Origin of the sequence: Rhizobium sp. BR 317, from assembly GCF_047445835.1 — a bacterium.
Lineage (GTDB): Bacteria > Pseudomonadota > Alphaproteobacteria > Rhizobiales > Rhizobiaceae > Rhizobium > Rhizobium paranaense.
Window position 1 is genome coordinate 36,549 of record NZ_JARWLB010000008.1, and the last position, 24,501, is coordinate 61,049.

The 24,501-nt window shown below is 60.1% G+C and carries 21 protein-coding genes; 11 read left to right on the forward strand and 10 right to left on the reverse strand.

Translation table 11 applies throughout. The features are described 5' to 3' along the window. The first annotated feature begins 42 nt into the window (after positions 1–42). Together hpt and QD357_RS14535 are read left to right on the forward strand one after the other, a co-directional pair. On the forward strand, positions 43–585 hold the full coding sequence (gene hpt, locus QD357_RS14530; RefSeq protein WP_107109508.1) for a hypoxanthine phosphoribosyltransferase: 543 nt from the start codon (positions 43–45) through the stop codon (positions 583–585). Between the two features lie 186 nt (positions 586–771). Then, entirely contained in the window at positions 772–1,131 is a 360-nt protein-coding gene (locus QD357_RS14535; protein ID WP_028754822.1) for a response regulator, read from the forward strand. Between the two features lie 55 nt (positions 1,132–1,186). Here QD357_RS14535 and QD357_RS14540 read toward each other — a convergent pair whose 3' ends face one another. The 4 genes from QD357_RS14540 to argH form a co-directional block, all read right to left on the reverse strand. Next, entirely contained in the window at positions 1,187–3,964 is a 2,778-nt protein-coding gene (locus tag QD357_RS14540; protein WP_414124473.1) for a TIGR02302 family protein, read from the reverse strand. A gap of 250 nt (positions 3,965–4,214) precedes the next feature. Further along, complete coding sequence (gene lysA, locus QD357_RS14545) at positions 4,215–5,486, reverse strand: diaminopimelate decarboxylase (RefSeq protein ID WP_107109506.1); 1,272 nt, start codon at positions 5,484–5,486, stop codon at positions 4,215–4,217. Positions 5,487–5,499: 13 nt separating this feature from the next. Beyond that, complete coding sequence (lptM, locus tag QD357_RS14550) at positions 5,500–5,694, reverse strand: LPS translocon maturation chaperone LptM (protein WP_107109922.1); 195 nt, start codon at positions 5,692–5,694, stop codon at positions 5,500–5,502. A gap of 99 nt (positions 5,695–5,793) precedes the next feature. Beyond that, complete coding sequence (gene argH, locus QD357_RS14555; protein WP_107109505.1) at positions 5,794–7,194, reverse strand: argininosuccinate lyase; 1,401 nt, start codon at positions 7,192–7,194, stop codon at positions 5,794–5,796. A gap of 23 nt (positions 7,195–7,217) precedes the next feature. Here argH and tlpA point away from each other — a divergent pair, with 23 nt between their 5' ends. Beyond that, positions 7,218–7,883, forward strand: a complete 666-nt coding sequence (gene tlpA, locus QD357_RS14560; RefSeq protein ID WP_107109504.1) for a thiol:disulfide interchange protein TlpA — start codon at positions 7,218–7,220, stop codon at positions 7,881–7,883. 127 nt (positions 7,884–8,010) lie between these two features. Next, positions 8,011–9,846, forward strand: a complete 1,836-nt coding sequence (locus QD357_RS14565) for a tetratricopeptide repeat protein (RefSeq protein WP_107109503.1) — start codon at positions 8,011–8,013, stop codon at positions 9,844–9,846. A gap of 93 nt (positions 9,847–9,939) precedes the next feature. Here the strand turns inward: QD357_RS14565 and QD357_RS14570 are convergent, their stop codons facing one another. The 5 genes from QD357_RS14570 to QD357_RS14590 all read right to left on the reverse strand — a co-directional run bounded on the left by QD357_RS14570 (position 9,940) and on the right by QD357_RS14590 (position 15,408). Next, on the reverse strand, positions 9,940–10,818 hold the full coding sequence (locus QD357_RS14570) for a 3-hydroxybutyryl-CoA dehydrogenase (RefSeq protein ID WP_107109921.1): 879 nt from the start codon (positions 10,816–10,818) through the stop codon (positions 9,940–9,942). Between the two features lie 148 nt (positions 10,819–10,966). Next, positions 10,967–11,896, reverse strand: coding sequence for an electron transfer flavoprotein subunit alpha/FixB family protein (locus QD357_RS14575; RefSeq protein ID WP_183937752.1), 930 nt, complete (start codon positions 11,894–11,896; stop codon positions 10,967–10,969). Positions 11,897–11,920: 24 nt separating this feature from the next. Then, entirely contained in the window at positions 11,921–12,670 is a 750-nt protein-coding gene (locus tag QD357_RS14580; RefSeq protein ID WP_183937754.1) for an electron transfer flavoprotein subunit beta/FixA family protein, read from the reverse strand. Positions 12,671–12,727: 57 nt separating this feature from the next. Beyond that, positions 12,728–13,330, reverse strand: coding sequence for a dimethylsulfoniopropionate lyase (locus QD357_RS14585; RefSeq protein ID WP_414124474.1), 603 nt, complete (start codon positions 13,328–13,330; stop codon positions 12,728–12,730). A 41-nt stretch (positions 13,331–13,371) separates the two neighbouring features. After that, positions 13,372–15,408: an NADH:flavin oxidoreductase gene (locus QD357_RS14590; protein WP_183938536.1), complete on the reverse strand. Its 2,037-nt coding sequence runs from the start codon at positions 15,406–15,408 to the stop codon at positions 13,372–13,374. Positions 15,409–15,555: 147 nt separating this feature from the next. On the opposite strand from QD357_RS14590, the gene QD357_RS14595 reads away from it, so the two are divergent. The 7 genes from QD357_RS14595 (at position 15,556) to QD357_RS14625 (ending at position 23,439) form a co-directional block, all read left to right on the forward strand. Continuing rightward, on the forward strand, positions 15,556–16,185 hold the full coding sequence (locus QD357_RS14595; protein ID WP_414124475.1) for a TetR/AcrR family transcriptional regulator: 630 nt from the start codon (positions 15,556–15,558) through the stop codon (positions 16,183–16,185). Between the two features lie 13 nt (positions 16,186–16,198). After that, a complete protein-coding gene (locus tag QD357_RS14600; protein WP_183938534.1) occupies positions 16,199–16,993 on the forward strand; it encodes a pyrroline-5-carboxylate reductase family protein in 795 nt (264 codons plus the stop codon). 68 nt (positions 16,994–17,061) lie between these two features. After that, a complete protein-coding gene (locus tag QD357_RS14605; RefSeq protein ID WP_183938533.1) occupies positions 17,062–18,063 on the forward strand; it encodes an ABC transporter substrate-binding protein in 1,002 nt (333 codons plus the stop codon). Positions 18,064–18,160: 97 nt separating this feature from the next. Then, on the forward strand, positions 18,161–19,048 hold the full coding sequence (locus tag QD357_RS14610; RefSeq protein WP_183938532.1) for an ABC transporter permease: 888 nt from the start codon (positions 18,161–18,163) through the stop codon (positions 19,046–19,048). Continuing rightward, positions 19,041–20,117 (forward strand): quaternary amine ABC transporter ATP-binding protein, encoded by a 1,077-nt coding sequence (locus QD357_RS14615; protein WP_183938531.1) that lies wholly within the window; start codon positions 19,041–19,043, stop codon positions 20,115–20,117. The genes QD357_RS14610 and QD357_RS14615 overlap by 8 nt, the downstream gene beginning before the upstream one ends. A gap of 5 nt (positions 20,118–20,122) precedes the next feature. Beyond that, positions 20,123–21,385, forward strand: a complete 1,263-nt coding sequence (locus QD357_RS14620) for a DUF3422 family protein (RefSeq protein ID WP_414124593.1) — start codon at positions 20,123–20,125, stop codon at positions 21,383–21,385. A gap of 68 nt (positions 21,386–21,453) precedes the next feature. Continuing rightward, positions 21,454–23,439 (forward strand): FAD-dependent oxidoreductase, encoded by a 1,986-nt coding sequence (locus tag QD357_RS14625; protein ID WP_414124476.1) that lies wholly within the window; start codon positions 21,454–21,456, stop codon positions 23,437–23,439. A 43-nt stretch (positions 23,440–23,482) separates the two neighbouring features. On the opposite strand, the gene QD357_RS14630 is transcribed toward QD357_RS14625, so the two are convergent. After that, positions 23,483–24,427, reverse strand: coding sequence for a LysR substrate-binding domain-containing protein (locus tag QD357_RS14630; RefSeq protein WP_414124477.1), 945 nt, complete (start codon positions 24,425–24,427; stop codon positions 23,483–23,485). Positions 24,428–24,501 lie beyond the last annotated feature (74 nt).

A 24,501-nucleotide genomic window follows, 5' to 3' on the forward strand; every position in this document is an offset into this window, starting at 1 on the left:
TCGGCGGAGAAGCGCCGCAACAGCCATGGAGCATGCCAATCAATGCCTGTCGTACGCGGGAAGAATATCGAGCCGCTTTTCACCGCCGAACAGATCGCCGAGCGCAACCACGCCATGGCGCAGGAAATCGCCAGCGGCCCGACGAAGGATCTCCTCGTCATCGCCATTCTCAAGGGCTCGTTCATTTTTGCCGCCGATCTGCTGCGTGCGCTGCATGAGACGGGGTTGGCGCCGGAAGTCGAGTTCATCACGCTCTCGAGCTACGGCGCGGGCACGGTCTCCCAGGGCGTGCGCATCGTCAAGGACATCGACAGCGATGTCAGGGATCGCGATGTGCTGCTGATCGACGACATCTTGGAATCCGGCCGCACGCTGCGATTCGCCAAGGAATTGCTCTACGAGCGCGGCGCCCGCCACGTCACGCTCGCGGTGCTACTCGACAAGAGCGTCAAGCGCCAGGAAGAGCTGGAGGCCGACTATGTCGGTTTCGAATGCCCCGACTATTTCGTCGTCGGCTACGGCATGGACGTCGCCTATGCTTTCCGCGAACTGCCCTTTGTTGGCGTGGTAACCGGGGACGCCTGAGATTTCGGAGCCAGAAATGGCTACCGGTTTTGGGACAATCCGATGCTCTCGCAATCTGTCCCAATACGCTCCAGCGATGACGACTCATTAACCACGGAGCCGCATCGCACCACCGTCGTTTACCTATCGCAAACGGAATTCTGGTGATTTCGGTCGCGGAACATGACGGACCACGGAGCATAGACCATGGCAAAAATTCTGATCACGGAAGACGAAGATTCTCTTCGCACCTTTGTCGCCCGAGCCCTGCGCTTGGACGGCCACGAGACCGAAGAGGCGGCCGATGGCGCCGAAGGTTTGGAAAAACTGAAGCAGGGCGCTTACGACCTGCTGCTCTCCGATATCCGCATGCCGGTGATGGACGGCATCGAATTGGCGCATCAGGCTGCCTCGACTTGCCCTGGCATGAAGATCCTCTTGATGACCGGCTATGCGGAACAGCGCGAACGCGCCGACGATCTCATGGAAAAGATCGTCGATGTCGTTTCCAAGCCCTTCGCTTTGCCGGATATCCGCAAGGCGGTTGCCCGCGCGCTTGCTGCCTAAGCGGCAAGATCATCGGAATAGGCTTCGCCGATAGCGGCGAAGCGGGGGTGACCCCTTATTGGCCCAAATTGAGTAGGCGTTCGAGATAACGCCGTTCTTCCGACAATGACGGATTGTTGCTCAGCCGCTCGCGGATCGCATCCAGGATTTCGCGGGCGCGCTGTGGATCGATGCGATCGGGCACCTTATTCTCATTGGCGTCGTCGCCGAAGGGGTCGCCATTGCGCAGACGGCCAAGCGGATCGCGGCCGTTCTGATTACCCTGGCCGGCCTGACCTTGCTGCTGCCCCTGGCCCTGACCCTGCTGCTGTTGCATCTGCGCCATAAGCTGATTCATCATGTCGCGTGTACCCTTGCGCAGTGCGTCGAGGGCGCGGCCCTGGCCCTGTACGGCGGCTTCGCCGTTGCCCTGGGCGAGGTCTCCGGAGGCGCCCTTCATTTCCTGTTGGGCCTTGCCGTAATTCTGGTTCGGCTTCATGCCCATGGAGCCCAGGTCCTTTTGCAGTTCGCCGAGCTGCTTGCCGAGTTCATCCTGCTGCTTGCGCAATTGCTTCAGGGCATCGCGCAGTTGATCGGCGGTCATGTTGTCCGTCTGATTGCCGTCCTGCTGCTTTTGGCCCTGTTGTTGGCCTTGCTGATTTTGGCCCTGCTGGTTCTGGCCTTGCTGCCGATCCCGTTGGCCCTGATCCTGCTGCCCTTGGTCCTGCTGCGTCGGATCATTCAGATCCGGCATAGGCTGGTTCAGCGCATCGTCGCCATCCTCGTTGGGATCGCCGCGCTGCATGCGGTCGCGCATGGCCTGGTCGAGCTTGAAGGTCTGCTCCATCAGCTTCTGCTGGTCGCGCAGGATGCGGCCGAGCTTGTCCATCTGCTGGCGCATCTTGTCGTTGGCTTCGCCCTGCTGCTGGTTCTGGCCGCGCTGCGGCCTGCCTGCCTGCAGGTTGTTCATCATCTGCTGCAGTTCGGAAAGCATCTGCTGCGCCGCTTCACGATTGCCGGAGCGGGCGAGATTTTCAATCTGGTCCATCATCCGCTGCAGATCCTGCTGGCGCAGAATGTTGGCCGACTTCTGGTTCGGCTGCGCCGGCATGTTCTTCATGCGCTCGGCGAGCTCCTTCATATAGTCGTTCATCGCCTTGCGCAGTTCGTCCGTCAGCTTCTTGATCTCGGCGTCGGAGGCATTGCGCTGCAGAGCCTCGGATAGCTTCTGCTGCGCGTCGCGAAGGGCCTTCTCCGCATCGGTCAGTTGCGCGTCTTCCATGCCGAGCGCGATCTGCCACAGGTAGTCGGCGGTATCCTTCAGCGCGATATCGCCGTGAGCGAGCTTCATGCGTGTCAGCGCCGATTTGAGCAGCAGGTAATTGCCGAGATCGGGGATCGTCTCGTTCGGGCGGATCGTCAGCGATTGATTGAGTTCAATCGCCTCGGGCATCTTGCGGGTATCCAGCGCAAAAATCTGGCGTTCCTCGGCAACGGCGGCGGCGAGTGGCTCGCTGAAATTGCGCGAGGGGAGGGTCATTTCATAGGGCGCGCTGCGGCCGGTCTGACCAGCGCCGTCACGCGCGACGAGGGTGATACGCACCTGCTTGCCGGCAAGCGGGTCCTGCGTCAGGTCGTGGTTTGCCAGCCCCTTGCCGTTGCGGCGGTCGCGGCGCGAAATCTCCAGCCTGTATTCCGGCAGGCCATAGAGGGGCGTCGCCTGGGGATCGGTCTCGACAGGCACGATTTCGGCATGGGCCTCTTCGACGCCGTAGTCATCCTTGACTTTGAAGCCGATTTCGAGCGCGCCGTTGGCGGTTGCGTGCGGAATGCCGTCGAAGGCGATTTCTGGCGGCTTGTCGGCGACGACTTTGAAAGACCAGGATTTCCCGTTGACGGTGAGCTTGCCGCCCTTTTCGAGCTTCAGCACATGGGTGCGGGCGACCATGGCGTCGGTGCCGGCCGGGGCGGCGGCGTTATTCGACACCGGTTGTACGGTCGGAGGCGTGGCGGCATTGCCGTTTGCCGGCTGCTTGCTCGCATCCGCGGCCTGCTCGGGAATCTCGGCGTCATTGTCGCTGCCGGCGGCCTGAAACAGTACCTTCTCGTCCGTTGTAGCGCCGGTGACGCGCACGGTCAGTTCGGAGAATTGCGGTACGTTGACGCTGTCACCGGTATTGGCGGCACTGCCCGTCAGGTAGACGGGCGCCTCACCGGTATAATAGGGCGGCGTCACCCAGGCATCGACGCGCAGATCCGGATTGACGGACGTCACGGCCGGAGCGGTGAAGGCATCGGTCAGCGAGCCGCCGCCGTTGGACATGGAAAAGCTGAATGCCGTCACCAGCAGCAGCGCAGGAATGGTGCGAAGTGCGAAGCGGTCGTAGCGGGCGATGTCAGGACGTGGCAGGCCGGCGTCCAGAGCGGCGATCCGCGCCGCCATGCGCACCTGATGCTCCCGCCACAGCGCCCGGGCAAAGGGCGTGTCGAAGGCTGGCTCGTCCTCCTGCACGGTGACCGGCTGATGGGCGAGGCCGTTACGCTCCTCCAGCATCCGGTCGGCTTCGGCGACCGTCGGCCAGCGCAGGCGGCGGAAGGGGAAAATGGAGACGGCGAAGGCGATGGCGAAAACGGCAAGCAGGCCGAGGCGCAGAACATCCGGGGCGATGCGGAAAATACCGAACCAGGCTGCAGACAGGAAAAGAGCCAGGATCGAAAGCGGCACCAGCAGCAGGGGCAAGATTTGTTCGGATGTCAGGACCAGCCGCGCAAAGAGACGCTTGACCGCAACCAGCCGCGCCAGCGCCGGACGGGTGGCGAGCGCGCCCTTCTTGAGGTTGCTGGGGCTGGTCATCGGTCCGGTTTTCTCCCCGATCTGACGTTGATGGCTATCTCTCTGTTGGAGACGCTGGGGCGTCGCATCGGCCCGCAATCATGGCGCCCGGCGAGACGCCTTTCACAGGAAGATAACATTCTTTGTGGCGAAGACGAGGGCAAGCGGTGGTGAAGGCCGCTTTTTCATCGGATTTCGCCGAAACGTGATCAAGCTCTTTGGTCGGGCATAGCGCGTGAATTTCATCGAAAATCGGCTCGGATTTCCGAACTCACACGTCGAACCAGGGCGGGATCGAATCGAGGCCAATCAGCTCGTCATAGGTCTTGCGCGGCCGAATGACATGGAATTTGCTGCCCTTGACCAACACTTCGGGCACCAGAAGCCGGCTGTTATAGGTGCCGGCCTGCACCGCGCCATAAGCGCCGCCGGAGCTGACGGCCAGCAGATCGCCGGGCTTCGGCATCGCCATTTCACGGTCGAGCGCCAAATAGTCGCCGGTCTCGCAGACCGGGCCGACGACGTCGGCCTTGATGCGCGGGGCATTGGCGGCGGTGATCTCGACGGCACGAATTTCGTGATAGGCCTCGTAAAGCGTCGGGCGGATCAGGTCGTTCATGGCGCCGTCAACAATGACGAAAGTCTTGTGGCCGCCATCCTTCACGTAGATCACCTCGGTCACCAGGATGCCGGCATTGCCGACGATCAGGCGGCCGGGCTCGGTGACGATCTTGCAGCTCAGGCCGCTCAACTGATTCTTGACGATGTGGGCATAGGCTTCCGGCGCCGGCGGCGGATCGTTGTCGTCGCGGTAGGGAATGCCGAGGCCGCCGCCGATATCGACATGGTGGATATCGTGGCCGTCGCCGCGCAGCGTCTCGACGAGATCGCGCAGCAGCTTGAAGGCGTCCTCGAAGGGTTGCAGCTCGGTGATCTGGCTGCCGATATGCATGTCGATGCCGGTGACCTTGATGCCCGGCAAATTGGCGGCGCGGCCGTAGACGGCGCGGGCACGCTCCCACGAGATGCCGAACTTGTTTTCCTTCTTGCCGGTCGAAATCTTCGCATGCGTGCGGGCATCGACGTCGGGATTGATGCGGAAGGAAACGGGAGCGACCTTACCGGCGCGGACGGCGCGCTGGTTCAGCACTTCCAGTTCCGGCTCGGATTCGACGTTGAAGCAGTAAATGCCGGCTTCAAGCGCCACATCCATCTCCTCAGCAGTCTTGCCGACGCCGGAGAACATGATGCGGCTTGCCGGGATGCCGGCGGCCAGAGCACGATGCAGTTCGCCGACGGACACGACGTCGACGCCGGCGCCGAGCCGGCCGAGGGTCTTCAGCACCGCCTGGTTGGAATTGGCCTTCATCGCATAGCAGACCATGGCGTCGACATCGCCGAAGGCTTCGGAGAAGACGCGGTAGTGACGCTCGAGGGTTGCCGTCGAATAGACGTAGAATGGCGTGCCGACCGCCTTGGCGATTTCCGGAACGGGAACGTCCTCGGCGTAGAGAATGCCGTCGCGATATTGAAAATGGTTCACGGTCGAGGCCTGTTTAGAGAAGCGGATCGAGGAGGAACTTCTTGTCCTCGGTGCCCGGCTGTTTCGTCGGCTTGGAGACGTCACCGCCCTTGGTTGCCGCTGCACTTGGCGGATCAAGATCGCCCTTGCGGCCACATCCGACGACGGCAAGGCCGATGACCGAAAGCACGACGGCCAGGCGGATGATATGCGGCATGTTGATCTGCATCGAAATCCTCTTGGGCGGCAAACGCGGAAGCAGTCCTTCATAGCGAAGTTTCCGGGCCTTGTGCACCCTGATTGTTGATTGTGATTTTCGGCGATTTTCTCAGTTGCGAGCACGCCAGAAGGCGATCTGCTTGCGTACCTCCGACGGCGCCGTGCCACCGTAGCTCTTGCGGCTGGCGACCGAGGCCTCGACGGTCAGAACGTCGAAGATGTTGGCCGTAATCGCCGGGTGGATCGCCTGCAGTTCTTCGAGCGATAGTTGGGCAAGATCGCAGGACTTGCTCTCGGCGAGTGCAACGGCGCGACCGGTGACGTGATGGGCGTCACGGAAAGGCAAGCCCGCTTCGCGCACCAGCCAGTCGGCAAGATCGGTGGCGGTCGAATAGCCGGAGCCGGCTGCCGCCTTCATGCGGGCGGTGTTGATTGTCATGTCGCGCACCATGCCGGTCATGGCGGCAATCGCCAGTTCCAGGCTTTCGGCGGCGTCGAACACCTGTTCCTTGTCTTCCTGCATGTCCTTGGAATAGGCGAGCGGCAGGCCCTTCATGATGGTCAGGAGCGCTACCAGCGAGCCGTTGATACGGCCGGTCTTGGCGCGCACGAGCTCGGCGGCATCCGGGTTCTTCTTCTGCGGCATGATGGAGGAGCCGGTGGAGAAGGCGTCGGAGAGGCGCACGAAGCCGAACTGCGGCGTCGACCAGATGACGATTTCCTCGGCGAGCCGCGATAGGTGCATGCCGGCGATGGCGGCGATCGACAGGAATTCGATGGCGAAATCGCGGTCGGAAACGGTGTCGATCGAATTGCGCGTCGGCTCACGGAAGCCGAGCGCCTTTGCGGTCATGTGGCGATCGATCGGGAAGCCGGTGCCGGCAAGGGCTGCCGCGCCGATCGGGGATTCGTCCATGTGCTCGATGGCGTGGCGCACGCGCGAGCGGTCGCGGCCGAACATTTCGACATAGGCCATGCAATGATGGCCGAAGGTGACGGGCTGTGCCGTCTGTAGATGGGTGAAGCCGGGCATGACACTCTCGGCATGTTCTTCGGCGCGGTCGAGGAAGGCGGCGATGAGATCAGTCAGCGCCTGTTCGCATTTCTGCAGCTCTTCCTTGACCCAGAGGCGGAAATCGAGCGCCACTTGGTCGTTCCGCGAACGGGCGGTGTGCAGCCTTCCGGCGGCCGGGCCGATCAGCGTCGCGAGCCGTGCTTCGACATTCATGTGGATGTCTTCGAGGCGGCGGGAAAATTCGAAATTGCCGCTCTCGATCTCTGACAGGATCGTGTTCAGGCCGTGAACGATCTTGTCTTTATCCTCGGTGGAAATGATGCCTTGATGAGCGAGCATGCCGGCATGGGCGATGGAGCCGCGGATATCCTGTGCAAACAGCTTCTTGTCGAAACCGATCGATGCATTTATCTCCTCCATGATCGCCGCGGGGCCGGAGGCGAAACGTCCGCCCCACATCTGGTTGGAGGATTTGGTGTCCGTGCCGTCAGCCATGAGATGCCTACCTGGAGAATGTAATGACAGCAAAGAAGCCGTTCGGTCTGCCGTCTATGAAACTCGTTCTGCTTGCCGCCGTCGCTGGGGTTATTGCGGGCGCGGCAGCGGTATACGTGAAGGAGGCGGGGTATGGCAATGGCGTTGGTGAAACGGCCTCATCCGGGCAATGCGATACGGCAAAGGATCGCGCCGCAGCTTTGACGCCCTTTACCAAGGGTCAGGTCGCTGCCATGGCTGCGCCGCAGACGCCGATCTCGCTGCAGAATGTTGCCTTCAAGGGGCCGGACGGCCAGCCGCTGTCGGTCGGCAGTTTCTCCGGCAAGACCTTGCTTCTCAATGTCTGGGCGACATGGTGCGTGCCGTGCCGCGAAGAAATGCCGGCGCTGAACGCGTTGCAGAAAAGCTTGGGCAATGACAAGTTCGAGGTCGTCGCCGTCAATATCGATACGGGCGACGACGAAAAGCCGAAGACGTTCCGCACGGATTACGGCATCGACAAGCTCGGCTATTATCGTGACAGCACCATGGGCGTCTTCAATGCGCTGAAGAAGCAGGGCCTTGCTTTCGGCCTGCCGGTGACGCTGCTGATCGACGGCAAGGGCTGCCTCGTCTCGGCCATGAACGGGCCGGCGGCATGGGACAGCGAGGACGCAAAGAGCCTGGTGAAGGCTGCGATAGCGCTGTGAGGCCGTTTGCGCGCATCGTGAGACACGAGATTTGGATCTGATCGAATACGGGGTCATCCTCGGGTAAGGCCCGGATGAGAGACTAGGGCAATCGCCCAACCCGTTCTCTGTTTGAAAATCGATCCAGATGAATCAGTCTCCGGCCCATACTCTGCCCGATGCATCAGCGCTTCCCTCCATCCTGATCCAGGCTGCGACCTTGATGGGTGCTGGCAGCTACGAGGATGCTATCAATCTGTTTCTATCGGCTGGCGAGCTTGTCAGCCGTGAACCGATCGCGTCCAATACGCTGGGTTTCTTGCTGCTGAACGTCGACAGGCCGCAGGATGCCATCGTTTGGTTCGAAACAGCGCTCCGCCTCAAACCCGATTACATACATGCGATGTCAGGTCTTGGCATGGCATGTCAAAACACCGGCGATCTTGCGCGGGCGCTGCAGTGCTATGAGAGAGTGGTTGCCGCGCAGCCGGATGACGCGGCATCCTGGTACAACCATGGTGTCGTGCTTGAGGAGGTGGGGCGCTCGGTCGAAGCGCTTTCGAGTCTCGAGCGGGCAATCGCTCTCAAGAGCGATTACAGCCTGGCTTTTTCCAAGCGCAGCCAGGTCGTAGAGTCGCTGCGCAATGTGCCGGAAGCCATACAAGAAGCCTTGCGCAACTGCCATCAGTCGCCCGAAGACCCAACATCGTGGTCGCGGCTTGGCGATATTCTCCAGAAATCCGGCGATTTCGACAGGGCGATAGCAGCCTATGACAAAGGATTGTCGCGCTTTCCCGAGGATTTTCGCTGCCTCTGCAACAAGGCGCAGGCGCTGGAGGCGACCGGTCGCTGGCGCGAGGGCCTAGCTACGGCGCAACGGGCGCTGCGTGTCGAGCCGACCGATCGCGAAGCATTGATGCTTTGCGGAAAGTTTGAGCTCAAGCTTGGAAATCCGGCGGCGGCGCATGTTTGTTTTCTGGCGGTCGCCGAGATGGGCGTCGTCCGCAACTATCCGGCGGCGAAAAGGCCAGCAAAGTTTCGAGTGCTGCTGCTCTTCTCACCCGAAGCTGGCAACACGCCCTATGAGGATCTGATCAGAGACAGTTACTTCGACACGGAGGTGATCTTTATCTTGCGTGGTTATCGCAATGACCCGCAAGTCCGCAGCGATCGGGTTGATGTCATCGTCAATCTCGTTTCGGACACTGATTTTGGGCTCGATGTGATGGCGTCTGCCATCGATGTTGCCGATTCCCTGGAAAGGCCGGTCGTCAATCACCCGCGGCTGATGTTGGCGACGGATCGCGAATCCATCTCGCGACGCCTGAGCAGCGTTGCGAACGCGGTCATGCCGACGACCATTCGTATCGAGGCCAAAGATCTGTGCCGGCGGGTGCGTGACGGCGACACCGGCGCCTTTCCGGTGATCGTGCGTCATACCGGCAAGCATGGCGGCGATATGATGGAACTGGTGGCGGATGCCGGCGCCCTGCTGAGCTTTGCCGAGGACGCCGGAGAGCAGACCCTCTATCTGACGGATTTCGTCAACTACAGTTCACCCGACAGGCTTTTCCGCAAGTACCGCTTCGTCTTCGTCGGAGATGAGATACTTCCCTATCACCTGGCCATCGGTGATGGCTGGAAGGTGCATCATGTCACGACGCGCATGTCCGACGTCGAGTGGATGCGCAAAGAGGAAGAGGCCTTTCTGAACGATCCCGGCAGCGTCTTCGGGCTAGAAGGCATGGCGGCCCTCGATGCCATCCGCCGTCAGATCGGTCTCGATTATTTTGGTATCGATTGTTCGCTCGATTCCCAGGGCAGGGTGGTGATTTTCGAGGTCAACGCCTCGATGCTGATCCACATTCACAATGAGCGCTTTGAGTATAAGACGCCGCATGTGAATAGAATCAAACGATCGTTTGAGCTGCTTCTGGAGCGGCGCGCCAACGAGTACCGCGCATCGGTTTTGGCTTCCCGGTAACGTCCCCTCACCACGCGCTTTCGCGCGACCTTTGCCGGGGTTGAGCCACAGGTCTCAACCCGTCCTTCAGACCCCCATTGGGGGCGAGGTATTCTACCGTGTCGGAACCGGCACTTCGCCGCGATAGTCGTAGAAGCCACGGCCGGATTTGCGTCCGAGCCAGCCGGCTTCGACATATTTCACCAGCAGCGGGCAGGGGCGATACTTGGAGTCGGCGAGCCCGTCATGCAGCACCTGCATGATCGACAGGCAGGTGTCGAGGCCAATGAAATCGGCGAGCTGCAGCGGGCCCATCGGGTGGTTGGCGCCGAGCCGCATGGCGGTGTCGATGGCATCGACGGTGCCGACGCCTTCATAAAGCGTATAGATCGCCTCGTTGATCATCGGCAGCAGGATGCGGTTGACGATGAAGGCCGGGAAGTCTTCGGCCACGGTGATCGTCTTTTCCAGCGAGGTGACGTAGTCTTTGGCGGCGGAGAAGGTCGATTCCTCGGTGGCGATGCCGCGCACTAGCTCGACCAGCTTCATCACCGGCACCGGGTTCATGAAATGGATGCCCATGAAGCGTTCCGGCCGGTCGGTCGCGGATGCGAGCCGCGTGATCGACAGCGATGAGGTGTTGGTGGCGAGGATCGCCTCGGGCTTCAGGATCGGACAGACCTGAGCGTAGATCTTGCGCTTGACGCTTTCGTCCTCAGTCGCGGCCTCGATTGCGAGATCGACGTGGGCAAGGTCGTTGAGATCGGAGGAGCCGGTGATGTGCGACAACGCCGCCTTGCGGTCCTCGTCGCTCATCTTGCCGGAAGCGACGTGCCGGGCAAGGTTGCCGTTGATGGTGGCAAGGCCGCTTTCGATGCGATCCTGCGACAGATCGTAGATGTGAACCTTGTAGCCGGCCAAGGCGGACACGTGGGCAATACCGCAGCCCATCTGGCCCGCGCCGATAATACCAATCGTCTTCAGCGAACTCATTGCCAACTCCCCGGCGGCGCGTTCTTGAAGGCGCGCCATGCTTTGCATCATAAATTTGCCGGACTATTTCTAGCCCGGCAAGATTGATAGCTCTATAAAGGACAATTTTCCAGTCTTTCGCAACTGCGAAAGAGAGTGATCGGTGCGATCACAGCGCCTTTTCGAGTTCGGGCAGCGCCTCGAACAAGTCCGCGACGAGGCCATAGTCGGCGATCTGGAAGATCGGGGCCTCTTCGTCCTTGTTGATGGCGACGATGACCTTGCTGTCCTTCATGCCGGCGAGATGCTGGATGGCGCCGGATATGCCGCAGGCGATATAGAGCTGCGGCGCCACCACCTTGCCGGTCTGGCCGACCTGCCAGTCGTTCGGCGCATAACCGGCATCGACGGCAGCACGGCTTGCGCCGACGGCAGCACCGAGCTTGTCGGCAACCGGCAGGATGACTTCCTTGAACTTTTCCGCCGAACCGAGGGCGCGACCACCGGAGATGATGATCTTTGCAGACGTCAGTTCCGGACGATCCGAGGTCGACAGTGCGTCGGCAACGAAGGTCGACAGACCGGGATTGGCGACCGCCGCGATCGCCTCGACGGTGGCCGAACCACCCTCTGTGGCGGAAGCAAACGAGGCGGTGCGCACGGTGATCACTCGTCTGGCATCGCTTGCCTGCACCGTCTGGATGGCATTGCCGGCATAGATTGGCCGCTTGAAGGTGTCGGACGACACGACTTCGATGATTTCCGAAACCTGGGCGACGTCAAGCAGGGCTGCAACCCGCGGCATGACGTTCTTGCCGACCGAGGTGGCGGCCGTCAGGATGGTGTCGTAGCCTGCCGCCAGCGACACGATGAGATCGGCAAGCGGCTCGGCAAGATTGTTGGCAAGCTCGTCGCTTTCCGCCAGCAGCACCTTGGAGACGCCGGCAAGTTTGGCCGCCTGCTCGGCCGCCGCCTTGGCGGCCTTGCCAGCGACGAGAATATGCACATCGCCGCCGATCTGGCTTGCTGCCGTCAGCGCCTTGGCGGTCTGGTCGGAAAGGCTTTGATTGTCGTGGTCAGCCAGAAGAAGAATGGCCATGGTGAAGTTCTCCCTTTCCTATCCTCAGAGCACGCCGGCTTCGGTCTTCAGCTTCTCGACCAGCTCGGCCACCGACTTGACCTTGACGCCGGCCTTGCGGCCGGACGGCTCCTCGGTCTTCAGCACCTTCAGCCGCGGCTCAGTCGAGACCCCGAAGTCGGCGGGTGCCTTCTTGTCGAGTGGCTTCTTCTTCGCCTTCATGATGTTCGGCAGCGAGGCATAACGCGGCTCGTTGAGGCGAAGGTCTGATGTGACCACGGCTGGAAGCTTGACCTCGATCGTCTGCAGGCCGCCGTCAACCTCGCGGGTCACCTGAGCCTTGCCGTCACCGATCTCGATCTTCGAGGCGAAGGTTGCCTGTGCCGTGCCGAGCAATGCCGCCAGCATCTGGCCGGTCTGGTTGCTGTCATCATCGATCGCCTGCTTGCCGACGATGATCAGGCCCGGCTGTTCGGCATCGGCGACGCCCTTGAGGATCTTCGCCACCGCCAGCGGCTCGACGGCGTCGTCGGTCTCGACCAGGATGGCGCGATCCGCCCCCATGGCAAGCGCGGTGCGCAGCGTCTCCTCGGCCTTCGCAGGCCCGATCGACACCACCACCACTTCCTCGGCCTTGCCGGCCTCCTTCAGGCGCAGCGCCTCCTCGACCGAAATCTCGTCGAACGGGTTCATCGACATCTTCACATTCGCAAGCTCAACGCCCGATCCATCCGGCTTCACCCGGATCTTGACGTTGTAATCCACAACCCGCTTAACAGGGACGAGAATCTTCATGGCGGACCCCTTTTCATTTGTTCCGAAGATTGTTGTGTTCCGAAGATTGTTGCGCATTCAGTGCGGCCGTTCGGCAAGCAACGCCCAGAAGGCGAAGAGCGGCGTATCGACCGACCTCATGGCATGTTTGATTTGCGGGACATTGTAGAACGACCCGCCGATACCGGGCGAAAACCAGTCCCCGTTCCCCTGCCGGAACTCGCCCTCGGACAGGACGAGATAGACTTCCTCCGGCGCGTGATCATGATCCGGATAGCATACATGCGGCGCCATCAAGGTGACGCCAAGCCAGAGATCGTCACGCTCTTCAAGCCCGCCGGGGCCGATGATCATCGCATTCGCATGGCCATCTGCAAAGTTCTCGCTGGCCGTATCAACACGCGTTGTCTTTCGACGCCATTCCAGCTTGCGTTCGACGCCTTCGAAGCGGTCGATCAATTGCCGCAGGGCAGGATCCGACGTCTGGATGGAAAGCGCTGCGGGCAAAAGCTCGCAGACAGGCAGGCGGCTGCCGGGGCCTTCGCGTTCCTGCCCAGGGCGTTGCAACGCCGCAAAGATCTGCGGGATCGAGCGGCGAGCCTCCGGCTCCCTAGCGAACTTGTCGAAGGCGACGAAAGCGGCATCGACAAATCGCTGGAGATCTTCACTTCTTTCAACCATTCCGTCTCCTCCCAGACAGACCCGCGGCCGGCCTCTCGATCTCAGATGTCCTTCGCAATCCTCAGACCGTCGTAGATTGCCGCGTGCGTGTTACGCGCAGCCACGGCATCGCCGATGCGGAACAGTTGGAACTTGCCCTCGGGATTGCGATTGACCGACTGAGGCTTTCCGGCCAGGAGCTCGTCGTGCGAAATCTCACCGAGATTGCTCGAAAGCGGCTTCAACTCAAAATACAGCTCGTCGAGCGGGATAGTGCCGTGGTTCACGACAATCTGGTCGACGAGGCGCTGCTTGGAGACGCCGCCATAGTCGCTTCCGACATGGGCGACGATCTGATTGCCGTTCTTCTCAGCCGATTCCAGTCGGAACGTGACCGTGAAGGTGACATCGAGCTTCTGCAGCGAGCGCATATAGGGGACGAGGTTCATCGCCATGACTTCCGGCGCGAACGAGCGGTCGGGCGTCATGATCTCGACCTTCGCTCCGGCCTTTGCCAGGAATTCGGCAGCCTGCAAGCCGGCATGATCGCCGGCGTCATCGAAGATCAGAACGTTCGTGCCGGGCTTCACGTCGCCGGAGATGATGTCCCACGAGGATACGACGAGTTCGTTGCCCTTCGACAGAACATCCGTATGCGGCAGGCCACCGGTCGCAATGATGACGACATCCGGATTTTCCGCGGTCACCGTTTCCGTTTCCGCCCAGGTGTTGAAGTGGAACCTGACGCCGTACTTCTCGCATTGGCTCATGCGCCAGTCGATGATGCTGATCATTTCCCGGCGGCGTTCGCTTTGCGCGGTCAGTCGAATCTGCCCCCCAGCATTAGGCGCTGCTTCGAAGACGACGACGTCGTGGCCGCGTTCCCCAGCCACGCGGGCGGCTTCGAGACCGGCAGGACCGGCACCGACGACGACAACTTTCTTACGAACCTCAGCCTTTGCGACGATATGCGGCATCGTCTGCTCGCGGCCGGTTGCAGCGTTGTGGATACAGAAGGCCATGCCGCCCTGATAGATGCGGTCGAGACAGTAGTTCGCGCCGACGCAGGGACGGATGTCCTCCTCACGCTTTTCAATGATCTTCCTGACAATATGCGGGTCGGTCATATGCGCGCGGGTCATGCCGACCATATCGACCTTTCCTGCCGCGATGGCATGGCGAGCCGTCGCGACGTCCGGAATCTTCGCCGCGTGGAAGGTCGGGAAGTTTGTCGCGGCGCGAATCTCGCCGGCGAAATCGAGGTGTGGCGAATTAGCCATGCCCTGGATCGGGATGACATCGGTCAAGCCGGGATCCGTATCGATGTGTCCGCGGATGATGTTCAGATAATCGATGAGGCCGCTTTCCTTCAGCCGCTTCGAAATTTCGATACCGTCGGCCTTGCTGGTGCCGCCGGGAAGACATTCGTCGGCGGTGTAGCGCACACCCAAAATGAAGTCGTCGCCCACCCGTTCACGCATCGCCTTGAAAACATCGAAACAGAAGCGCATGCGGTTTTCGAGCGAGCCGCCGTAGGGGGCCTCGAGTTCATTGGTGAGCGGCGAAGCGAACTGGTCGATGAGATGGCCGTAGGCCTCCAGCTCGACGCCATCCATGCCGCCCGCCTTCATTCGTTCGGCAGCGTCCGCGAAGTCCTTGATGATGCGCTCGATATCCCAATCTTCAATTTTTTTCGGGAATGCGCGATGCGACGCCTCGCGGTGATGTGACGGAGCGACGACCGGCAGCCAATCGCCCTTATCCCAGCGTGTGCGACGTCCAAGATGGGTCAACTGAATCATGATCGCAGCGCCCTGCTCATGAACGGCGTCCGTCATTTCCCGGACCCAGGGAACGATCTCGTCCTTATAGGCGAGCAGATTGTTGAAAACCGGCGGGCTGTCCCTTGAGACTGCAGCGGATCCGGCCGTCATCGTGAGGGCGACCCCGCCCTTTGCTCTTTCCACCGTGTAGGCGCGGTACCGTTCTTTCGGCATACCGTCTTCAGGATATGCGGGCTCGTGAGATGTCACGATGATGCGGTTGCGCAGTGTGAGGTGCTTTAGCTGATAGGGCTGAAGAAGAGGGTCGTTCGACATGTGCCGGGCTCCAGATTGCGTACGTCGACCGGGGACGCTAAGCATCATGTACACATGTGTCAATAAATAAAACACTAAAGTCATTAGCATTGACACATGTGTACATTTTTCTTGTGCGACATTTAACAATTTGCTAGAAGATGTCTCATGGAGCAAACTTTAAACGACAGTGGCTGGAGGGGATCACAGGAGGCGTGGCTCGAAGCCGCGTATGACTCGTTGCTCTCGTCTGGCGTCGACTCGGTCAAGATTCTTCCGTTGGCGAAGAGGCTGAACCTCTCGCGAACAAGCTTCTACTGGTTCTTCCAGGACCGCGAACAATTGTTGGCGTCGCTGATAGCGCGTTGGCGCGACAAGAATACCGGAGGCATCGTTCAGCAGTCCGAAGCCTATGCGGAGTCCTTGGCTGAAGCGATGCTTAACGTGTTCGATTGCTGGCTCAACGATAAGCTCTTCGATAGCAAATTCGAATTCGCCGTTCGAAGCTGGGCCCTTCAGTCGGAGGACATTCTCGCTGAAGTTCACAAGGCCGACAGGACGCGCATGGAGGCACTCAGCCGCATGTTCATGCGTTTCGGCCTTTCAGAGATTACGGCCGATGTCCGCGCTCGCACCACCTATCTCGTGCAGATCGGATACATCTCCATGCAATCTAACGAAGATATTGCTCTCCGCATGAAGAGAATCCCGGAATACATCGCGATCTACACGGGCGAAGTCCCGCAGCAGCGGGAGCTTGATCGCTTCTATGCAAGACATGGATACAAGCCCGATTAGGAGGAGGCAGACAATGAGCGGCTCGTTGAGAATTGGCATAATTGGCGGGGCCGGCTGGCTCGGCAGTGCCATTGCCGCTTCTGTTCTCAAGGCCGGCATCGTCAGCCCCGCAGACCTCTCGCTGTCTTATCGCCGGGGCAAGCCGGCACGTTTTCCCGGTTCATTCTGGACAGTGGACAACCAGGAGCTCGCAGATCGATCTGATGTGATCATTCTTTCCGTACGCCCGGAAGACTGGCCCGCAATTTCGGTCGACGCGGGCGGCAAACTGGTGATTTCCGTGATGGCGGGCATCCGTATCGCAGCCATCTGCACACATCACAGGACCGAGCGCGCTGTCCGGACGCTTCCGAACGCGGCAGCCGAAGTTTCGAAATCCTACACGCCATGGATCGCGTCGAGCGCCGTCGACGAAGATGATCGTGCGATCGTCCGTGCCATCTTTGACGCTTGCGGCGTTCAGGACGAGGTGGCCAGCGAGCGCGACATCGACTATCTGACCGGCCTGACCGGTTCCGGGCCTGCTTTTCCTGCATTGTTGGCCGCAGCGATGATGGACGACGCGGTGGGCCATGGTCTTGCCGCCGACGTGGCTCGGCGAGCCGTCCTTACCCTGCTGACAGGAACGGGTTGCCTGCTCGAACAACGCGAAGACTGTCCGAACGACATCGTCCGCACCTTTCTCGACTATCGCGGCACGACCGCGGCGGCGATCGAAGAGATGCGCGCTGCCGGCTTCAATACCGCGGTTTCGAAAGGTTTGACCGCCGCGTTTATCAAATCGGTAAGTATGGGAGACGCATCCTGACAACCGTGGGAGCGGGTTTACGCGGCGCCCCGCTCGCAAAAACATGCCGCAACGCAGAGGGAACGATAATGAAAAAACTTTTGGCTTCAACTTGCATGATGTTCGGCCTGCTGGGAGGCGCGTCGTATGCGAGCGCCGCCGAGTGTGGCAGCCTCACCATCGCCAGCATGAATTGGCAGAGCGCGGAGGTTCTATCGAACCTCGACAAGATCATTCTCAACGAAGGATATGGTTGCAGCGCCGAAATCACCGTCGGTGACACGGTCCCGACGATCACCTCCATGGCCGAAAAGGGCCAGCCGGATATCGCGCCGGAAGCTTGGATCGATCTTCTGCCCCAAGTCGTCAAGAAGGGAACTGACGAAGGGCGTATCGTTCAAGTTGGTTCGCCGCTCCCCGATGGCGGTGTACAGGGCTGGTGGATCCCGAAATACATCGTCGACGCTCATCCGGACATCAAGACGATCCCGGACGTCTTGAAGCATCCCGAACTCTTCCCCGATCCGGAAGACGCCAAGAAGGGCGCCATTTTCAACGGTCCGCAAGGCTGGGGCGGCACGGTCGTCACCTCGCAATATTATAAGGCCTTTGACGCTCAGAAGGCTGGATTCACGCTGGTCGACACCGGCTCGGCTGCCGGCCTCGATGGCTCGATCGCCAAGGCCTACGAGCGTAAGGAAGGCTGGGTCGGCTACTATTGGGCTCCGACCGCCTTGCTCGGCAAATACGCGATGGTAAAGCTCGATGCGGGCGTGCCGAACGATCCTGCGGAATGGAAGCGCTGCAACACCGTTGCGGATTGCCCCGATCCCAAGCCGAATGCATGGCCCACGGACCATGTCGTCACGCTTGTTGCAAAGCCCTTCTCCGAGAAGGCTGGTCCGGATGTCATGAACTACCTTTCGAAGCGCTCCTGGAGCAATGACACCGTCAACAAGCTGATGGCCTGGATGACCGACAATCAGGCGAGCGGCGAAGACGGCGCAAAGCACTTCCTCAAGGAAAACAAGGACACTTGGACGAAGTGGGTTTCGCCGGAAGCGGCGAAGAAAATCGAAGCTTCGCTTTAATCGAAAAATCATGCGGTGCGCGGATAGCGCACCGCTTCTCACTGGGCAATGAAACAAAAAGACTCACCGCGCCTGCCTTTGAGAAAAGGGGAACAAGATGGAATGGTTTTACAAATTCCCACACATGGACGACGACGCTCTTCGCACGCTGAAAAAAGCGATCGATGATGGCTTTCGCAGCTTCACCCGTGGCTATGGTGACGCGATCGAAAGCTTTTTTTCTCCGCTGCAGCACTTTTTGATCGCCGCCGATCGTTTCATGACGCAAACGCCATGGCCGATCATCATCGCAATCATCCTGGCGCTTGCCTGGTTTGCGAGCCGAAGCTTGCGGGTGGTTTTGGGCTGTCTCGTGACACTCCTGCTGATCGGCTATTTCGACATGTGGGATGATACCATGCACACGATATCCATGATTTTCGTCTGCACGGTGCTTTCCATTGCCATCGGTATCCCCATCGGCATCTTGATGGCGCGCTCGGATCGCGTGCAGAAGGTGGTCAACCCCATCCTCGACGTCATGCAGACGATGCCGAGTTTCGTCTATCTCATCCCGGTCGTCATGCTGCTCGGGATCGGCAAGGTGCCGGGGCTTATCGCCGTCGTCATCTACGCCATTCCCCCGATGATCCGGCTCACCAATCTCGGAATCCGACTGGTGGACAGGGACGTGCTGGAGGCTGCGGATGCGTTCGGGACCTCGAACTCCCAGAAATTGTTCAAGGTGCAGTTGCCACTTGCTCTGCCCACGATCATGGCCGGTATCAACCAGACGATCATGATGGCTCTCGCCATGGTCGTGGTTGCCTCGATGATCGGCGTTCAGGGACTTGGCCAGCCGGTTCTGAAGGCTATTGCCAACCAGTACTTCACGCTGGGTATTTTCAACGGCCTTGCCATTGTCGGCATCGCCATCATCTTCGATCGAGTCAGTCAGTCCTACGGCAAGCGGCTCCAGAAGCATCGGGAGACCATTCATGGCTGACCATCATTTCGGCGGCATCGCCATCCGGCATCTCTACAAGATCTTTGGTCCGAACCCCAAAGCATATATCGATGCCGTCCAAAAGGGACTGAGCAAGACTGAGCTCAACGAGAAGCATGGCCACGTTCTCGGATTGCGCGATATCAACATCGAGATCCCATCAGGCTTCATTCAGGTCATCATGGGCCTTTCCGGCTCGGGAAAATCGACCTTGATCCGGCACATCAACCGGCTGATCGACCCGACCGCCGGCGAAGTGCTGGTCGACGGTGTCGACGTCGTGAAGATGAGCGAGAGCGAGCTGCGTGAGTTCCGCAGACATCAGACCGCGATGGTGTTCCAGAAGTTCGCGCTTCTGCCCCACCGCAACGTGCTCGACAACGCCATGTTCGGGCTCGAAGTGCAGGGTATGGATCGATCAAAACGTGTCGACACTGCCATGAGATGGTTGGAACGTGTTGGTCTCAAGGGTTTTGAGCAGAAATATCCAAATCAGTTGTCGGGCGGCATGCAGCAGCGCGTGGGCCTTGCGCGTGCGCTTTCCAATGACGCACCCGTTCTTCTGATGGACGAAGCCTATTCCGCGCTCGATCCCCTGATCCGCATGGACATGCAGACCGTCCTCCTTGACCTCCAAAAGGAGATTAAGAAGACGATCGTCTTCATCACCCACGATCTCGACGAGGCGCTTCGCCTCGGCGATCAGATCGCCATTTTGCGGGACGGACAAATCATACAGCAAGGCACGAGCCAGGACATCGTGCTGCGGCCGGCCGACGACTATGTCGCGAATTTCGTCAAAGAGGTGAACAGAGGCCGCGTGGTTCATGTCGAGGCAGTGATGAGCCCCGCTCAATCCGGCGCGCAGCATCCCGGCAAAACGATTTCGGCTCGCACGACCATTGAAGACGCCGTGCGAACCCTTGTGTCCGGCCCGGACGAGGATATCGTCGTCGTCGGAGACGAGGGCGAGACAGTCGGAACCGTGAACCTCAGGCAGCTCACCCGCGCATTGGTCAGCTCGCATGACATGTCCGCCGGCAGTCCGTCGCTTGCGACCGCTTCATGAGTGCTATGATAAGCCCGCTCTTGGAGCATCCGCTCCGCGAGGAGCTTCATAACGAACTCCACGCTCGGCCCTCGCTATATTTCGAGGGCGACGTCGATGTCTGGCACGTTGCTGTCATCGGGGAAGATGGCCCTCCTGCCGTTTCGGATGATCTAATGCGGCTGGAGGAGGTGCTGACGACGCAACAGGGCAAGCATGGCATCGGCCGGTTCGGCGGCGGGCGCCTGAAGTGGGAGCCGCATACCGAGTTCCTCACGCTGACATTCGTCGTCCCGATCGTGAAGGCGCAGGACGATGGCCCGCCCGCGCCTTTCCAAGAGCTTTGCGACGCCGTCAAAGGAAAAATCATCGCTGCGGTGCGCGTCACCGTCCGAGAGGAAAAAGGCGGTGTGCGACTAGAGAGACCGCAAGCAGACTTCGTGGCCTCTCAGGTTGGCGGCGGCGACGCAGAAGCGCTTTCCACCTTCCGGATAGGCGGGAACGGCTTCGTCGAAATCCTGCTCTTCAACAGGAACCTCAATGCATATCGCGCCGGGCGGATGGTGCGTCGTCTGCTTGAGATCGAAACATACAGGATGATGGCGCTGCTTGCGACGCCGGTGGCCCGAGAAACCGTCACAAAGCTCGCCGAGTTCGACCAGCGCCTCGATCGCCTCATCCGACACATGCAGAGCGCGGAAAAAGTCGAAAAAGCTCTTCTGTCCGAGGTCACCAAACTATCCTCGGATCTCCTGAATTTTTCGGCGACCGCGAGACACCGGTTCGGTGCGACGAGAGCCTATGCCGAGATCGTCGCAAGCCGGCTGAAGGAGCTGCGTGAGGAGCGGGTCGAGCAGCGCCAGCGACTTGGAACATTCATCGATCGTCGCTTCCAACCGGCAATACGCTCCTTTCAAGCGGCTGAAAGGCGCCTCGATGAACTTGCCGAGCGTGTGAGTTTGGCCGGCGATTTGCTGAGAACCACCGTGCAGGTGCAGCTCGAAGATCAGAACGCGTCATTGTTGGAGTCCCTTGACGAACGAACCCGGATTCAGACGCACATCCAGCAGGCGGTCGAAGGCTTCTCGGTCATCGCGATCACCTACTATTCCGTAGCTCTGTTCAAGATGGTCTCCGAAAGCGTCGCAGAGTTCGGCCTCGATCCCCACGTTGCGAAACTTTCCGTTTTGGCGGCCATCCCTCTGGTGTTCTTCGCCGTCTGGAAGACTGTGCATCACGTTCGAAAGAGCATTTCGGGAGCTTCCGATGGGTCCAAACGAAAGCACTAAAGCCATGGGACGGCGGGCGAAGGCATCGCAACTTTGCCATTTCATCGTTCATTCCTAGGGAGCGCCCCTTGTCAAAGCCTTTCCCTCATTTGTTTTCGACGATCCAGCTTGCCGGTCACCGTTTGCGCAACAGGATCGTCTTTGGGGCGCACACCGCCAACATGTCTGAAGGCGGCCTTCCGGGCGAGCGGCATATAGCCTACTACGCCGAGCGCGCCATCGGCGGAGCTGCGATGATCGTCGTCGAACCCATGCCGGTGCACCCGGCCGCGGTGCTCACGCGCGGCAACTTTCGGCCAAGCGACGACAGCGTCATTCCTCACTTCAAGCGGGTTGCCGAAGCAATCAAAGGTCACGGCGCCGTCGCCGTTCAGCAGCTCTATCACATCGGAGCGCATGGCGATTCCGACAACTCCTATCATCCGCATTGGTCGCCCTCGGGCCTGCCCAGCTACCATGACAGCGATGGCTCTCATGCCATGAGCGAAGCCGAAATTTGGGAAACGATCGACGGTTTTGTTCAGGCGGCCCGCCGCTGCAAGGAAGCCGGCTTCGACGGCGTCGAAGTATGGGCCGCCTATCTTTGCCTTGTGGATCAATTCTGGACGCCCTGGTCCAATAGCCGCGTGGACGACTGGGGCGGGTCGATTGAAAATCGCACGAGATTTTCCCGCGAAATCATGACACGCATCCGCGCGCTGTGCGGCCCCGACTTCATCATCGGTCTCGCCATCAGCGACGAGCCCGACCATAGCGTTGCGCTGACAAGAGACGAGCTTGCTGAAATCGTCGCCCTTCACGACGATCTCGGTCTGATCGACTATGTGACGTGCGGATCCGGCGGCTATCTCGATTTCCATAAATTGATGCCGACATTCCTCTATCCCGAAAAGCTGGGCGTGGATCTCGCCGCCACGATCAAGCGCGCAGTCAAAAACGCTGTCGTGATCGCGGAAAGCCATATCCGAACGCCGGAGAACGCGGAGACAGTGCTCGGAGACGGTGCTGCCGATCTCGTTTCGATCGTGCGGGGACAGATAGCCGATCCACATCTGGCGACGAAAGCAAATGAAGGACGAGCCGGGGACATCAGAGGCTGCATCTCCTGCAACCAGATGTGCTGGGGCCGGCGGTCGCGCGACTATTGGATAAGCTGTCTTATCAATCCGTCCGCTGGCCGGGAGTTCGAATGGGGCGGCGATCGCTTCACGCGAGCAGCCAATCGGAAGAAGGTGTTGGTGGTTGGCGGCGGCCCTGCCGGACTTGAGGCCGCCAGGGTGGCGGCCGAACGCGGCCACAGCGTCGTTCTTGCCGAAGCTGCAAGCCGATTGGGCGGCAATTTCCTCCTCGCCGGGATGCAGCCGAGACGAGCGCAGATCCTCGACCTCATCGGATGGTACGAACGGCAGTTGGCGAGCCTTGGAGTGGATGTTCGACTCAACTCCTATGTCGATTCCTCCGACATCCCGCAGTTCGACGTCGATGTCGTGATTCTCGCTACCGGTTCCTATGCGCCCGAAACCGGATTTCAGAAGGCGCTGCCGGCCGTGGCTGTTCTACCAGGTCTGGAAAGAGGCAATGTTTTCTCGATCGAAGCGGTGATGGCCCGCCAGGTGCGACCCGGCAAGCGCGTGCTGCTGTTCGACGAAGGGGGTGGCTGGCGGGGTGGTGGAACTGCGTGGAAGCTTGCCGAAGAGGGCCATCAGGTTACCATGCTCTCGCCTGATCCTTTGATCGGAAAGGAACTGCAGCGCACGACTGCCGACGTTCCGCTTCGGCATATCCTGGCCAAGTTGGGGGTTAATTGGCTGCTGGAAGTCAGCATTCTCGAATGGCATGGCAATGGTGCCACCTTGCTCGATCACAATACCGGCGAGCGGCGATTCGTGGAGGGCGACTGTCTCGTGCTCGCGACGACCAACATGTCCATGACAGTGCTTGCGGAGGAACTGCGCTCATCGGAGCACCGGGTCATTTCGATCGGGGACTGCGCCGCCCCGCGCCAGGCTCCCTATGCTTTCTATGAAGGCAGAAAGGCAGCATTGGAGCTGTGATGGCTGAACGCTCGCGCTATTCACAATTTTGCGCGCCCCGCCCCTAGTCAGCAGCCTCCGCCTTGAGCCAGTCGATGAATTGCAAGGCCTTTGCGTTGTTCGCGCTTCTTGGCGGCACGATTAGAAAATATCCATCCCTTGGGACGACGGACTGCTCCGTCAGCCGGATCAAAGACTTGGTATCCAGGAGATTTTGCACGAGCCGCTTCCATCCCAGAGCAATTCCCTGGCCGCTGAGCGCTGCATACACGGCTTCGGTATAGAAGCTCGTGCGGAGGCCCGAAGGGGCCTTCGCCAGCTTGATCGAGAAGGCCGCGAGCCATTCTTCCCAGCCGATCCAGCTTGGATTCTTGCTGTCGTAGCTGATGAGCGACTGCCGTGCGATGTCCTCCAGAGCCGGAGCGCTGCCCAGTTTCGCGGCGTACTCCGGACTGCAGACCGGAAACAATTCGTCGTCGAAGAGATATTCGGCTTTGCCATCCGACCACACCCCATTTCCATATCTTATGGCAAGATCGCTTCCCCCGGGCCCCGCAGTGTCGTCCTGGGAGACGATCCTCAGCCGGCTGTCCGGGTGAAGGCGCGAGAAGGACGCGATCTTTGGCATGAGCCAGAAGTGCGAGATCGACACCGTTGCCGAAATGGACAACGCTCCCTCGTCCTCCTCTCTCGTCAGTTCGCCGATGGTATCGGCCATGAGATTGAACGCTGACGTCGCCGCGGTCGACAGCACCTGCCCTTTGTCGGTCAGCTCGATGCTTCGGTGCAGACGCCGGAAAAGCGGAAATCCGAGCGTTTCTTCCATCAAATGGATTTGTCGGCTGACCGCGGCTTGCGTCACGCCCAGTTCCGCGGCCGCTTTCGTAAAGCTCCGGACCCGTGCCGCGGCCTCAAAGGCGGTAAGCGCCGCCAGCGGCGGGAGCTTTCTGCGAATATTCATATGTGCCAACCCTTCTAACAGCGACGTTCCCATCGCCTGATATGACATTACTACAGATTATGCGAAGGCTGCAAATTTATGCCGTTGAACGACCGATCGGTTCGGCGAAGAATTGCGCATCC